We start from the raw sequence: 14202 nt of genomic DNA on the forward strand, positions 1-14202 counted from the left end.
TCAACGCCTCCCTGCCAGTATCTTCATTACTACTGCTCTGGCCTGCGTCACACTCTCGGGGACTTCCGCCGGACCCAGTGCAGCACCACATGCGTAGACGCCCGCTCCGACAACGACTTCCTCCTCTGTGGCAATGTCAAGAGGTGTCACATAGCCGCGCGAAGCCGAGAGACCAACCATCTTGAGAAGGTCCGAGAACCCCTCAGCGGGCTCCAGTGCCGAGGAGAGCACCAACAGGTCCAGACTGAATCGGAGATACCTGTCGAGCAGGCTGTCATACACAGTCACATCAACTCCACCGTCCTTCCCTGCCTCCACCCGGCTTACTCGTCCACGGATAAAGTCCACTCCAGACTCACGTGCCTCGCGGTAGTATCGCTCATGACGGTCGTATGTCCGGATGTCCATATAGACGACCAACACCTGTGAACAGTCACGCTCACGTGCTGCAACAACAGCGTGCTTGAGAGCAAAGACACAGCATATCTTAGAACAGTAGGGATAGTGATTCTCGTCTCTGCTGCCGACACACTGAACCATCATGACACGTCTTGCGGGTTTTCCGTCAGATGGGCGCACCACCGCGCCCCCGCTTGGACCATTTGGGTCCAGTATCTTTGCAAACTCAAGCTGTGTGACCACATCTGGAATCCTGCCATAGCCATATTCATCGATGCTGGAGGGCTTCATCTCATGGTATCCAGCTGCAATCACAATGTCGGACACCGTGAGCGAGTCTTCCCTTGGCTTTGCATCAAGGTCAATCGCATTTGTGGGGCACTTCTGGGCGGCTTCCTTCGCTCGGTCGTCTTCTAGGGCCGGATTGAACACAACACACTGGGGTTGGCACTGCGGCGACGGGAAGGAGAAGGCTTTGGACACCTCAATACAGACACCACAGAGTGTGCACTTCTTTGGGTCCACATATTGTGGGGCGGACCTGAGTGTGACGAGGAACTGACCCGGTCTTCCACTGATGCTGTGCACTGTGGTACCAATTCTGAGATCGAGGTTTGGCTGGTCGATTAGGGCACTTCTGTAGAAACACTTGCGTATGCCCGGCCGCCACCGGTTCCCCTCGAAGCAGTAGAAGCAGTCATCTGTCGGAAACGCTCTGTAGAGGTCCAGTGCGTTCCCTCCAGCGGTCAGCTGGCGCTCGACAAGAATGGCCTTTATGCCTGAGTCAGCCAGTTCTGTGGCCACAGTCATCCCAGCCACACCTGCGCCAATGATCAGCACCGGGTAATCCACAGTCTTTGTCACCTCGGTCAACCTGTCAGATGTGCGAGGATGCCATCAGCAGGCACACGGTTCATGCTCAACCCCAGCTCATCCTCACCAATACCCATGGCAAGACCAAGCAGCTGTGGATACATGAGGACCGGCAGGTCGTAGGTCTCCCCGTAGCTCTGTTTGAGCCCGAGCTGCTGCAAGTCGAGTTGGTTGCCGCATGCAGGGCATATGACGGTGGCGAACTCCGCACCGGACTCCTTCATCGACTTGATCTTGTCACGAGCCAGTCTTATGGCCAGTGACTCATTCACTGGCAGCACAGTGGCACCGCAACACTGTTTCCACAAGGGATACTCAACCACTCTTGCACCAGTCACCTCGACAAGCTCTCTGAGTATCTCTGGTCTAAACCCGGTCACATCTGCGGGTCGCAACACATGACAGCCAAAGTGAATTGCGACTCCAACACCGTCCAGAGGCTTGGTGACTCTCTTGCGAATCTCATCTGTCCCAATGTCAGTGTACATGGCCTCAACAATGTGACGGACTCGAACAGTGCACTTCAGTTGCAGCCCCTCTTTCTTCAGCTCTTCATTGACTCTACCAAGGTCCGTGCTATCGTGCTTGAGGTGGTGGAGAACGTCCTTCAGTGAACCAAAGCATCCGTTGCAGGGCGTGACTATGTCATTGCCATTCTTCTCGCCAATTGCAAGTGTCCTAGCATTGACAGTCAGCCATCCAGAGTAGTCAATTGCCCGCAGATTAGGGCTTCCACAGCATGCAACCCCCTCCATGTAGTGGAGCTCCATCCCAAGGGCCTTCGCAACCTTGAGCATGGAGGCCTCATAGTTGGGATAGTTCGCCGGGACGCTGCAGCCCATATACAGACTATAGGACGGCATCTCAGTCACCTCCCTTTGTCAGCCGACCAGTCCTCGTCCCCTGCAAGATGCTCTTCACAGCCTCTGTTGACAGGCCCGGAACAGAGGGCTCAAGCCCCAAGTCTTCTCTTTCCCAGTCTGCAGTCACAACGTAGAGTTGGCCCTTGTCCACGAGCTCCTTGGCTAGAGCAACAATCTTCTCGGGCACGATGCCTCTCTCCGCAGCGAGATTCTTGCAGTCGAAGAGTATGTCGGTCACGCGGACCTTCTGAGGACATCTCTCCTGGCACTGGAAACAGGTCAAGCATTCCCAGATCTCTTTTGAGTTCAGGACTTCCTCACGCATTCCGAGTAGAATCATCCGAATCAACTGATGTGGCTTGTAGAGCCACTGGTTAGCGATGGGGCAGGCAGCTGTGCATGTTGAACACGCAAAACATGCTGAGAGCTCATCCGCATCTGGCATACTGCGTATCTCCTCGCGGAACGAGGGGTCCAGTCGAGACATGTCTATGGGCTCGATGAGTGTAACAGGGATTCGAGGTTTGGTGTCGGTTTCTGCCATTGCCATGCCACCGCCACGAAGCACGAGGCGTTGTAAGCTGTAGAGGCTCGGAGTTTCGAGCCAATATTAAAAGTTGAGGTCTGGCGAGGAATAAGAACAATAAGGCCGCTCGCAAGGTCTTGAACGGAGTCCCACAGCGTCGAAGACACGCCGCCTCGCATATGTGTCCAGTTGTGGAATGAGAGGTCCTAGAGGGAATGCCTAGTACGACGGGACACACCTACGTATCAGGCAGACCTCTTCGGTATATCAGCAGGACGATCCCGGACATGGTGAGTATGACGAGCACTTCATAGAGGATTACATGACCGAGTGTGTAGCCGCTGAGCAGGGGTATCTCAAAGAACCTGACAGCAGTGGCCAATGCAAGGCCAATCGAGATGATCCAAGCAATGATCAGAACCCACTTGTTCTTCGGTGGCATGACTGAACACCCTGTATAGATGTCACTTATCGTTTTCTAAAGCGCGGATGACTGCTTGGAGCTGTTCTTGAAGCGAGTCCAGGATGGACACGATGGAGCGCCCGAACAGTGCTCCTTGCTGAATGAGATACGCCCGCAGGTCTGTGACATCGCCATGGACTGCAGCGAGTGTCCGCTTGCCTTCTTCACTCAGGAGGCACATGACATCACTCACGGTCACTTGGAACCGAGAACTCATTGCTTCAACATCTCTCTTTGACTGCGCAAGCCTGTTCGCGAGCTCCTGGAGCTGCTGTCTGTGGGACTCTGTCATCGGTTGCTACGCTCCTCCATTGCGACGCGTACTGCTGTTCCATCGCGTAACCATGCCTGGACATTCTCTCGGGGAAGACTGGCTATGTCCTCCTTCTTGAACGGACCGTAAGTGCGTTCGTCGAGGCCCATGAAGGGGGTACTAATGGGTCGAAGGAATCGTACGACCACATACTCGATCTTCTCCGTGTCATCACTACCTGCTGCATCAGAGGGACGTTGAGGCATGTGTCCCTCCAGCAGGTCCTTCAGAAACTCGGCATGCTCTGCAAGACCTCTCGATAGTCGATTGTAGAGGTCCTCCTCGGCCAGAGTCATTGTGCCCAGGGGCCTTCGCTGAGCAAGTGCGGCTCGGACTATCTTCTCTCTACGCAGCACCATGAGATCTCTGAGCATGTAGTCCAGATTTCTAATCTCACTCACGAGCAAGTCTGCTTGGAGTCGGTCTTCAGCAGGCACCTCTGTGAGCATGAGGCGCACCTTGCTGAGGTACTGGACCATCTTGCCAAGTCTGAGGTCTTCGAGACTCTGAAGGTCCGGCTCTCGAACCTCGTTCTCCCAAGCTCTGAGAATGTCGTCATATCCAATCTCACTCAACGCTGGCCACTCCTTTGCATAGCAGGAACACAGCTGCTGCCATCGGAAGGTCTACTGTCTCATCGTTATAGGGTCCGAAGGTATCATCTCCCACTCTAAACGCCGGAACACCAAGCGGACTGGGGGGTATCCACACGCGCTGTTCTCCAGTGAATGCAAGACTGTCTCTGAACGGGTCGAATGTGTCGAGCTGGTCCCTAGTCAACTGCGCGACAATGAACCCCGTCTTGCCGTGGAGACTGCCCATCAGACGAATGATTCTATGAACGTCATGTGTGACCGGCTCATCAATGCTTACACCGTAGTCCTCTATGGCCCTGGCTGCAATCTGTCTCCAGAAGCCAAGTCCTATGCCTCTCACCGCACCACTAAGGATTGGAGGGTTCCGGCTCAGTCCTTCAATCAACAGCTCTCTGGAACGAGCATCTCTGAGTGACTGAACCCATCTCTCGCGTCCTGTGTAACTATCAATCTCCCTGACGAACTTGAGCAGTGCGTCTGCTGTGCGTCCATGCCATCCGGGAGCCTGTCTGTCAGGAATCACAACTGAACTCTCCATTGGAGCAACAAAGCGGTCACTGTTCAAGCCCTTTCCAGTGATGAAGTGGACGAGCTCCACTCTCGCTGCTGAGTCAAGCCGCTCGACCTCTGCACTGTTGACTCGGACATGATATCCTCGATGGCCGCTGTAGTTGAGATATATGCTCTGTGGGTCGATACCCAAGTCCGATGTGAGAAACTCATCCACAAGCCGCCTTGCCTGCGACTTTGCCTCGCTAAGGCACCGGTCACAGAGCCACTTCTGGACCGAGATAGATGTACCGCCACAAGAGGGACACCCTCCCTGAGGGGGAGTACCGGAGCCGGTCGCTCCGCACTCGGGGTTATTACACACCCAGGCGTCATGCGTTTTCGTACAGGGGAGTGACAGGTGGTCTGCATCTATGTCAAAGACCAACTCAGCACCCCGCCATTTCTTCTCCTCCATAGACTTGGCAACAGGCACCTCGTAGAAGGCTGCAGAGTGATACACACCGACGGCGGGGGACTCCACAAGAGCTCTCACAAGCTCCTCTCGAGACCCGAAACCGAGGTGCCGAGTCCAGTTGTTCCACTGCAGACCCGGAGTGCCGCACTCTGGACAGACACGGCGCCGTACCAACTCAGTCCCGCTCCGCGTGCAACCAATCTTGACAACTTCGTCGGCGGTGTGTCTGGAAAGAACCCATCTGCGAGTTGTTTCTCTTTCACTACAGCGCCAGGTGTGTACAAAGCTCTCGAACGCGAACTCACGTTCTCTGATTCGTGCAGGAGGCCGTATGTTATCGGGACTAGTCCGGTAGTAGTCTTGAAACGTGAGTTGAAGGAGCTTCTGTCTTCTCCATTCAGCCCCTTGCACATCTACTCCTCCGTGAGAGGGTCTTCGATGACTACTGAGAAACTGGACGGACTTGGAGTTATCGTTTGCGGGGGCACCACGACTGCCGGGAGGTTGGACAGCCTTGGACGTCTGTCTTCGACCCTGTGTGGCCATAAGTGCAGACTGGACGTCAAGTACCGGACTCTCACGCAACAGATCTGAGGCGACCCGTTCCAACTCACTTGACAGACTACCTTCTCTCCACACGAGGCGCCAGAACGAAGGTGAGTCGTCCACCTTCAGCAATCTCTGACTCCAGGATCAACGGTCGGCTGGAGCTGAAACGGAGGACGAGTGTATCACCGGAGATGGCCTTTGTGATCTCGGACAGGTAGCTGAGCGCATACATCGCAGTGCTAGGCCCTTTGCTCTTGAGGTCGAACAAGTCGGACTCCTCTCCGACCTTGAGTGACACCTCCGCCTCACCGGTGTCACCCTCACCAGTGAAGACGAGCGTCGTCGCATCTGCGGATATCTTGACATAGCTTGACACTACGCTTATGTCCTTCACAGCCTGTTTAAAGCCCTCAGAGTGCATCTCGGCCTTGACATCGAGCTCAGAACTCGGCTTCTTGGGCTGATCAGGGGGAGGAGTGAGCATTGGGAGCTTGAAAAGCCGCTCCGCTTGACCAATCATCCGAATGTAGAACCGCTTCTCGGCCTCGTTGACAGAGAACTCGAGCTTGTCATCTGCAGACATCCGCTTACTCGTCCTAGAGAGCTCATCGACACCCAGACAGATCTTCTGTTCATCATCACAGTGATACTCCTGAAAGATCTTGTCCGGAAGAAAGATGTCCACCATGGCAGCCTTAGAGGAGTCCATCTGTCTCAGGGACAGTCCGGACTCGTTAGCCACAAACTGAGCCTCCGTTAACATCGTAGCAATCGCATCAACTATCTGCTTCCACGCCTTTGTGCTGTCCATAACCGCCTTGAACATCAATGCCGCCTCCGCAAGTCTACCTGACGAGCTCACTTATCACCCTTGACTCAGTCTCCAGTGCCCGCTTAAACTCTTTGATGTCGAATCCCTCAACATCGTGTGCAAGTATCGCTGCCAGCTTGACCCCCATACCGACACTGTCTCGCTTCTCAACTACCTCGCCAATGACAATGTACTTGTGCGCCACCACCAATGTGCCTTCGACAAGCACCTCGACCGTCGCGGCCTTGCCAATCTCATCCTCAAGCAGGTCTTGAATGAGTGCAGAGCCCTCTCGCGCCTCGACAACAATCCCGAGTATTCTCACGAGCCCGCTAGTTCCCTTGAGCTCCCCGACCTTCACAAGTCTTGCTGGGGTTCTCCGTCGGGACACTCGTTCCTCGGTCAAGCTGGCGCACCAGTCCTGCAGATGGTATCTGCTCTCTCCTGATACTCTCGGTCAGATATGTATACCTCTATAAGTGTAACTGGTCGGCTAGCCACCGTAGTTCCGCCAAGTGGTCTTGCACTTTGTGCACCGATAGAACTCGGTTGCACCTTCGTCGCTCCGCCGGGTCTGCACGGTCCAGTAGTAGGCCTCCGTGTTGTTACACTTGGGGCATGTGGCCTTTGTGATGGGCATTGGGATTCCGTCATCTTCGACTACAACAATCTTGTCATGCGGGGTCTTCTCAAGCCTGTGAGAAACGGTGAACGCACCTTGGACTGACTTAGTGCTTCCGCAGCTTCTGCACTTGAGGACTCTTGTGCCGTCCTCTCCAGTTGTCGGTACCATCATGGCACCGCACTTGTCGCAGAATTCCATCGCTAGATCTCCGTGGCATGCCAAGTACGCTGTGAAACTCAATTAAGCCTTACTGACTGGCGGCACAATTCAACTTGTGGTGACTACAAGTTCTCAGTCACTGCAGAGTCGCATGTCGTGCTGGATGTGTTCTTCATGTGTGCAGGTAATGCATCAATCAGAAAGACCAGGAGCTGCCGGAATGCATGTACTGCGGCCTCCTGCTGTCTTCGCCTGCTCGACTGCGGAACGGTCTCGAGATTCTGACTGAGAACAGCCACAATCTGGTCGGTGCTCGTCCTCCGGGAGAGCCACAGATAGGCAGCCAGTGCCTCATAAGCATCTCCCGCGCGTCCGGTGTCGGACCGTCTGCCAATGCAGTGATACACGCTGCTCCCGCGAATCGACTTGGCCAGCACTGTGTCACTCACTTTTTCACCCAGAGCTCTTCCTGCGACCGCGGACTTGGCCAACGAGAAACACAGATTGAGTAGGTTGTCACCTATCTGCGCAAGCCCCGAGTCGTTGAGTATCTCCTTCAGACTGCTCTGCTGAATCAAAAGGTCCCACAAGACAGACCTCTCCGAGGAGCGCATACCAGATGGTCACTCAAGAGTCTGACCACTGACTGACTGGTGGAAACGTTTCCTGAAGTCCTCGGTCCTCGCAAGCATCTTTTCCAAGGCTTCTCTGAGAACGACATTGGCCTGTCGCTTCTTGGTCTTCAGAGTGAAGACGGGGCTGGCTAGGAGGGGGTGGTCAATGTTGTAGCCTGCAAAGTCCACCGCGGGCTCCTCCAAGAGCGTCTTTCGGAGAAGATTACAGAACGAGTGGCCTTCACCTTCAATGTCAATTCTAATCTCATGCTTCGAGTTGACTACAATTCGTGGTTTCACTCTCTATCGCCTCCGGTCACCTGTACGTCTCGAGCCGCCGCTTCCTCGGCGACCACGAGAGAATCCCTGGGAACTCTCTCTCTGTCCATGGGAGCGACCTCCCCGCCCAGACGGTGGGGCTCCGGGCCGTTCTCGATCGTAGGTCTGCCTGCGTCTGACGGCCAAGTCCGGACGCGCTTCGAGACCAAACCGCAGTCCGTAGTCATTGGCCACCTCTCGAGTCTCTCTGTTCTCACACCTCAGACAGAAGAGATTGTTGTGCGAAGTCAATGTCAGAGGATTACCGCACTTTCTACACTTGGCCAGTATGACACCGAACTCAGGGCCCACCAGACTCAGCTGGATTGGTAGCTTGTATGTGTTCATAGCCGCTGCGCGTACAATGTCTCCAGGGCTGAGAACATCATGCATGGACTTCACGTACCGTCGCGTGACGTTGCTTATGTGCACCTCACCTATGGCATAGCTGTGTATGTCCTCGTCATTGTTTTTCACAATGGCCACTTCAGCACGCTGGTCGAAGACGTCTGTGACTTCACCCACCAATGCATCACCTTGAACCGGGAGACAGAGGCGCGTTCGACCATTATGGTCGAGCACCTGAACGCTCCTGTTCTTCAGGTCGATTGATACAGACCCAGATGTTGCAGCATACACAACACCGTCTTCTTCGTACGTCCCGTAGCTCGGCAACAGCTCCTCAATCACGCAAAGCCTGTCGCCTGGCACCACTATGTCGCCGCTCTTCACTTCTGCCATTCTGCCCACCGTTAGTGCATATACGATACAAATCCACGCTGACTTGGTGCGTCTGCTTCTTATGAAACTCGTACAGTCGGCTCATCTGGAACTGGAAATTCTCAACTTGAGTGATCGTTCCTCCAAGGTCCTTGACGGTATCCTTCAGGAATGCTCTGTTCTTGTCACTTGCCAAGTGTAGGCTATACGTGACACTGGAGATTGCCAGTGCCTTCCTCAGAAAGGCCACGTCAGCGCCACGTTTCTGAACGCCGAAGGGGGGGTTCATGACAACGGTGTCGACTGGGAATCTCAGTTCTAGAGCGGAGACATCCCCGAGGACCCAGTCTGTGGTGTCCTCTTTGCTGAGCAGTTCTGCGTTCCTTCGAGACACCTTTAAGGCTTTGGATTGCACGTCAACGCCAATCACGAACTTGGCACCCAGCAGTGCAGCGCCAATTGCGAATATACCATCGCCACATCCCAAGTCGCACACCGTCCTTCCTGTGATGTCCCCATGCTCCATCTGAGCAGCGAACAGCACAGACGCCACTGTGCCTGCTGGAGTAGGATACTGTTCCAGTGACACATCCAGTTCATGAGTCCGCTCCAATGACTGAAGAGCCATCTCTAGTTCCTTGAGACGCATCCCATCTAATCCCCGTTCATCGTGAGTTGGACGGTGTCTGACACAGGGGACTCTCACTCCTAGTGAACAGCACTGGAGTCACTCGGTCAGGTCAGTCAGTGCCTGTCGACCTGAGAAGAAACGAGTATACGTCTGTTTATATAAGCCCGCACACGACGCACTCAAGTCGGTCCGGCTTCTGCATGGCTGTTGTGAGTCCAACCGGGAATCGCTCTTCCGACCAGGTCAGCTATTGGCCATTCCCGTCGGGCGGACGTCGCGTGATGACGTAATACCTAGCCTTATCTTCTCCATGAGCTCCATAGGCTCCACAGGAAATGCAGTAGAAATACACCTGTCTTTCTAATGGAGATGGAATGGATGGAGAAGCCCCTAGACAAGCTCTTTGACAAGTTCATTCAAGGCCAGGGCATCTTCAGGAATCGAAATGCTCTTCGACCGACGTTCGTCCCTGACACACTCCCTTATCGGGATGAACAGATGAGCCGAATAGCGTCCATACTTGGCCCTGCCCTGAGAGGCGCCCCTCCATCCAACATTCTCTGCTACGGAAAGACCGGGACTGGCAAGACAGTGGTTGCAAGATACGTTCTGAACATGCTCGTGGAGAAGGCACAGGAGAGCGGAATCAAGCCACCAATAACCGCCTATGTCAACTGTCGCATAGTGGGCACCAACTACAGGGTACTCAAGAGACTCTGCGACCAGATTGACGCGACCATGCCAGATGGGTCCGAGGTTCCATTCACCGGACTTCCAACCGATGAGATAAGGGACCTGCTCAAGAGCAAGCTCGACGAGGAGTCTAACATACTCACAATAGTCCTTGATGAGGTCGACAGCCTTCTCAAACGGGACGTCAGTCAGGGCAACGACATCCTCTACGGACTGACCCGCATGAATGGAGAACTTGAGAGCAGCAGAGTGTCGATAATAGGCATCAGCAACGACCTCAAGTTCAAAGAGATGCTGGACCCAAGAGTACTCAGCTCGCTTGGCGAAGAGGAGGTGATATTCCCACCCTACAATGCAGTCGAACTGAGAGGGATACTTGAACAGCGGGTCAAGATGGCATTCACGGACGAAGCAGTATCTGACGAGGGTGTCATAAACCTCGTGGGGGCTCTCGCAGCTCAGGAACATGGTGATGCACGTCGTGCTCTTGACCTGCTGAGGACAGCAGGAGAACTTGCGGAGAGGAGAGGAGACGACAAGGTCACCCAAGACCATGTTCGCGAGGCACAGAAGGTCCTAGAGAGAGACAGCGTGAGTGAGGCCATCAAGACGCTCCCCATGCAGTCCAAGGCCGTGCTGTTGGCGGTCTATGCCCTAGCAAGTAGAGGCCAGAAGGACATCTTCACCGGTGAGTGTTTCAATGTCTACTCCGAGATAGCACACGCCCTGTCAATTGACACACTCACTCAGAGAAGAGTCTCCGACCTGATATCGGAGCTAGACATGCTGGGTCTGATCAATACAACGGTCATATCGAAGGGTAGGTATGGAAGAACGAAGAAGATTCGGCTGGCCGTGAGCAAGTCGCAGATATCGACCATTCTCGACGAGGACCCGCGCCTCAGTAAGATTGCAAAGACCATCCTGTCATAGATCAGGTGGAAGACAGCCACCGAAAGACCGAGGGCTCGTGGGAAACTGAAGTGTGGGGAGGTGCGGCAGAACGTCAGAGTCTAGACACTCGATTAGTTCTGGATGGCGTCGCGTATGTGACAGTACATAGAGACAGTGAGATGGAGGAAGCCCGATACTCCGGCCGACCTCAAGGAGAGCTTGGTCCTAGTGCAGTCGACAAGTAATGACGCGAGTCCGGTGTCAGACTGAATCCAACCGACAATGAGTGGATTCTCGGAGGGCAGAATGGGCCTTACAGACCGAACACGGGGAAGAATTGGGTCTTTGCTGCGCTTATCGCCTCGTCTACAGCCCTTCGGATGTTCGATTCATGTTCACAACTCACTCTATGGGGTCGGTCGGTCCAGCAGTCGCGGTCAACGACATAGCCGTGTCTGGCACAGAGGTCAATCCACTCGCGAGGGAGTTCAGGAGGCAGCGAGAGGCCGGCTATCTCTGCTAGCACCAGTGTCCAGACTTTGGCCGTGGAGACTGGGTTGTAGCCACCGCCACCTGTGATGACCAACCCGCTTCCATGGCGGTGTGTGAGCTTCTTGGCAGTCTTGGCCATCCGGACGTATGTGTCATTGGTCAGCATCAGGTCTGCCAGCGGGTCGCCCTGATGACAGTCGGCACCCACGTCCCAGAAGACCAGGTCGGGCTTGTAAGCAGACCATATTGGGACGATGACATCCTCAAAGGCTCTCCAGAACTCGAAATCGTCGGTAAGAGGTGGGAGAGGTATGTTGACGGAGTATCCCTTGCCATCACCATAGCCAATCTCGTCGGATTGCCCTGTGCCCGGGAAGAAGCCGAGTGAGAACTCGTGGGTCGAAATCGTCAGTACGTTCCTGTCAACATAGAACGCCTGTTGTGTTCCATCGCCGTGATGGACATCAGTGTCCAGGTAGAGCACTCTCTTGTCGGGAAACATGGCTCGATACTTCTTGATGGCTATGACGCAGTCGTTGTAATAGCAGAAGCCCGAGGCTCTGCTCTCCGTGGCATGATGAAGGCCGCCATAGAATGAGACTGCGTTCTTGAACCGTCCTGTAGCGACCCCCATGACCGAGTCTATGCTCGCACCGACAGGGTATGCAGCATAGAGGTGGAAGTCTTGGAACACAGGGCACGCGTCGGTGTCCAGGCCGAATCTTGATGAGAAGGCATTGCCCAAATTCCCAAATAGCTCAATCGTCTCGATGTATGATATATCATGGTAGATTCTCAGCTCATCCCTCGATGCGATGCGCATAGGAGCCACAGTGACCGCGGGTCTGTCCAAGAGTCCACACATAGAGGGGAGAGCCCATGTGATCTCGAATCTGGCACGATTCCAGAACGGATTGGGGACCGCACTCATCCTGTGCAGATGGTCTATGCCATCAAGCTTCATCATCTCTTCGGGACTGAAGACTGCAGTCGTCGCTTCCAAGTGCGGTCCCTCATTCATTGATGCGGCCCGGAAAGACACAGGCTATTAATCATGCTGGAATGTCCCATACCTAGCTCGAAACGCTCTTCTGAGAGAATGCTGACGACAGACCCACAATGTCAAGTTTCGAGCTTATCAAACAGGCAATGCTTGGCAATGTCGAGGAGCGCTTGCCAGTGGCAATATGGATGCACCATCCGGAGCGGGACAGGACAGCGGAAGGTCTGGCTCATGAAGAGGTGTCAGTCCACAGGGAGTTCAACCATGACCTCCTGAAGGTGTCATTTCACGGGAGATACCCGGTCGTGGACTGGGGCTGTGTCGCAGCATATGATGGTCGGCCTTCTGGCTCGACCCATTGCGAGAGTTGCGCAGTGACCAGTGTTGAAGACTGGGAGACCCTTGAACCGCTGGATGTCAACACAGGTGAGTTTGGAAAGCAGTTGAGGGCCATGGAAATGATTGCAGCATATGCGAGCGACAGAGTTCCAACCATGGCAACTGTATTTGATCCTGCAATGGTCGCTGACAAGCTGTGCGAAGAGAAACTGGTTCAGTACATAGAGAGTCATCCGGATGTGATGAGACACACACTTGACCTCATCACAGACGTCATGATAGACTTTGCACGAGCAGTCCTAGAAGCAGGCTCATATGGTCTCTTCATCGCGTCCCAGCACTCCACCAAGACCGCAGTCAGCGACCGTGACTATCGCGAATTCGTGTTGCCCTACCAGGAGAAGATGCTGTCACGACTGTCCGGGAAGGCCAAGTTCATAGTCGTACACCTTCACACAGGCGAGAGGGGAGAAGAGGTCCGCTTTGACCTGGCAGATCGCACTCACGCTGTAGATGCTTTGAACTGGGAGGACCAGACTGCAGTGCCGACACTTGCTGAAGGAAAGGCACGGCTGAGGAGGACCGTGCTTGGCGGTGTAGACCAGCAAGGACTGCTGCGCACTGGCACAGTGGACGACATCAAGGCACAGGTCTTGGACACGATAAGACAGACAAGGTTGAAGCGACTGATTGTGTCCCCGGGCTGTGTGATACCTGTTGACACGCCGAGGGACAACATCCGAGCAGTGGTGGATGCGGTGCGTTCAATCAAGCCATGGAGCAAGGAGTGGGAAGCATACGTATAAGGAACAAAGAAGTCACAGGCCTTCAAGAGTGGACCAGCCGTCCAATCGAGATTGAGGGCGAGGACAAATCCAGACCTATCACGTAGCGAGGGCGACGAAACCAATGGCGCTTCTCGTGGAAGAAACAGAGAGCGTTGCCGTAAGGGAAGCACTGGGCGAGTCAAGCAGGTGCCAAATACTGCTAGCCTTGATGTACTGCCGAGTACGCTGACGAAGCAGGCGGTCACAGTCGCAGGCATGAACAGCATGGTAACATGATGTGACCTGTTCGGGTGACCTCAGGACGTGGCTTCGCATTATATACTCAGTCTGCGCTGTGTTACTTGTGAACAATCATGGCTCAAGCAACTAACAACCGGACTGAACCTGTGAAGGACTGGACGCGCAAGGCCCAGTCGACCCGTGCTCTTGGCTACGCATACTCCACTGTCGTGAGGTGAACACAATGACCAGCGAGAACCAGCGCACCCACAAGCGCACCCTCATCTCCACAAGGGCCGTCGCCTATCAGTACTTCAGAAGGCAGTGAATGGACATGACACCTCATA

The 14202-nt window shown here is 54.5% G+C and carries 17 protein-coding genes; 2 read left to right on the forward strand and 15 right to left on the reverse strand.

Features of this window, described 5'->3' with window-relative positions:
* The 14 genes from HXY34_01895 to HXY34_01960 all read right to left on the reverse strand — a co-directional run bounded on the left by HXY34_01895 (position 1) and on the right by HXY34_01960 (position 9445).
* Complete coding sequence (locus HXY34_01895) at positions 1-1272, reverse strand: CoB--CoM heterodisulfide reductase iron-sulfur subunit A family protein (protein ID NWF94874.1); 1272 nt, start codon at positions 1270-1272, stop codon at positions 1-3.
* Positions 1269-2135 carry a CoB--CoM heterodisulfide reductase iron-sulfur subunit B family protein gene (locus tag HXY34_01900; protein ID NWF94875.1) on the reverse strand — a complete coding sequence of 289 codons (867 nt, stop codon included), beginning with the start codon at positions 2133-2135 and terminating at the stop codon, positions 1269-1271. The genes HXY34_01895 and HXY34_01900 overlap by 4 nt, the downstream gene beginning before the upstream one ends.
* A 1-nt stretch (position 2136) precedes the next feature.
* Positions 2137-2679, reverse strand: coding sequence for a 4Fe-4S dicluster domain-containing protein (locus HXY34_01905; GenBank protein NWF94876.1), 543 nt, complete (start codon positions 2677-2679; stop codon positions 2137-2139).
* 220 nt (positions 2680-2899) lie between these two features.
* Positions 2900-3103, reverse strand: a complete 204-nt coding sequence (locus tag HXY34_01910) for a hypothetical protein (GenBank protein NWF94877.1) — start codon at positions 3101-3103, stop codon at positions 2900-2902.
* Positions 3104-3125: 22 nt separating this feature from the next.
* Complete coding sequence (locus HXY34_01915) at positions 3126-3416, reverse strand: hypothetical protein (GenBank protein NWF94878.1); 291 nt, start codon at positions 3414-3416, stop codon at positions 3126-3128.
* The gene (locus HXY34_01920) at positions 3413-4012 is read right to left on the reverse strand and encodes a hypothetical protein (protein NWF94879.1); all 600 of its coding nucleotides are present in this window, start codon (positions 4010-4012) and stop codon (positions 3413-3415) included. Before HXY34_01920 ends, HXY34_01915 begins: the two co-directional genes overlap by 4 nt.
* A complete protein-coding gene (locus HXY34_01925; GenBank protein NWF94880.1) occupies positions 4005-5678 on the reverse strand; it encodes a hypothetical protein in 1674 nt (557 codons plus the stop codon). Before HXY34_01925 ends, HXY34_01920 begins: the two co-directional genes overlap by 8 nt.
* The gene (gene pcn, locus HXY34_01930) at positions 5623-6375 is read right to left on the reverse strand and encodes a proliferating cell nuclear antigen (pcna) (protein ID NWF94881.1); all 753 of its coding nucleotides are present in this window, start codon (positions 6373-6375) and stop codon (positions 5623-5625) included. The genes HXY34_01925 and pcn overlap by 56 nt, the downstream gene beginning before the upstream one ends.
* 19 nt (positions 6376-6394) lie before the next feature.
* Positions 6395-6766 carry a hypothetical protein gene (locus tag HXY34_01935; GenBank protein ID NWF94882.1) on the reverse strand — a complete coding sequence of 124 codons (372 nt, stop codon included), beginning with the start codon at positions 6764-6766 and terminating at the stop codon, positions 6395-6397.
* 87 nt (positions 6767-6853) lie between these two features.
* Positions 6854-7183 carry a transcription factor S gene (locus HXY34_01940; GenBank protein NWF94883.1) on the reverse strand — a complete coding sequence of 110 codons (330 nt, stop codon included), beginning with the start codon at positions 7181-7183 and terminating at the stop codon, positions 6854-6856.
* Between the two features lie 83 nt (positions 7184-7266).
* On the reverse strand, positions 7267-7734 hold the full coding sequence (locus HXY34_01945; GenBank protein NWF94884.1) for a hypothetical protein: 468 nt from the start codon (positions 7732-7734) through the stop codon (positions 7267-7269).
* A gap of 33 nt (positions 7735-7767) precedes the next feature.
* Positions 7768-8058, reverse strand: coding sequence for a DNA-directed RNA polymerase subunit L (locus tag HXY34_01950; protein ID NWF94885.1), 291 nt, complete (start codon positions 8056-8058; stop codon positions 7768-7770).
* Between the two features lie 3 nt (positions 8059-8061).
* Complete coding sequence (locus HXY34_01955) at positions 8062-8817, reverse strand: exosome complex RNA-binding protein Csl4 (protein ID NWF94886.1); 756 nt, start codon at positions 8815-8817, stop codon at positions 8062-8064.
* Positions 8759-9445: a 50S ribosomal protein L11 methyltransferase gene (locus HXY34_01960; protein NWF94887.1), complete on the reverse strand. Its 687-nt coding sequence runs from the start codon at positions 9443-9445 to the stop codon at positions 8759-8761. Before HXY34_01960 ends, HXY34_01955 begins: the two co-directional genes overlap by 59 nt.
* 360 nt (positions 9446-9805) lie before the next feature.
* On the opposite strand from HXY34_01960, the gene HXY34_01965 reads away from it, so the two are divergent.
* Entirely contained in the window at positions 9806-11053 is a 1248-nt protein-coding gene (locus HXY34_01965) for an ORC1-type DNA replication protein (GenBank protein ID NWF94888.1), read from the forward strand.
* A 274-nt stretch (positions 11054-11327) separates the two neighbouring features.
* Here HXY34_01965 and HXY34_01970 read toward each other — a convergent pair whose 3' ends face one another.
* Positions 11328-12509 carry an acetoin utilization protein AcuC gene (locus HXY34_01970; GenBank protein NWF94889.1) on the reverse strand — a complete coding sequence of 394 codons (1182 nt, stop codon included), beginning with the start codon at positions 12507-12509 and terminating at the stop codon, positions 11328-11330.
* Positions 12510-12625: 116 nt separating this feature from the next.
* Here HXY34_01970 and HXY34_01975 point away from each other — a divergent pair, with 116 nt between their 5' ends.
* On the forward strand, positions 12626-13654 hold the full coding sequence (locus tag HXY34_01975; protein ID NWF94890.1) for a hypothetical protein: 1029 nt from the start codon (positions 12626-12628) through the stop codon (positions 13652-13654).
* The last annotated feature ends 548 nt before the right edge of the window (positions 13655-14202 follow it).

Source organism: Candidatus Thorarchaeota archaeon (assembly GCA_013388835.1).
Classification (GTDB): domain Archaea; phylum Asgardarchaeota; class Thorarchaeia; order Thorarchaeales; family Thorarchaeaceae; genus JACAEL01.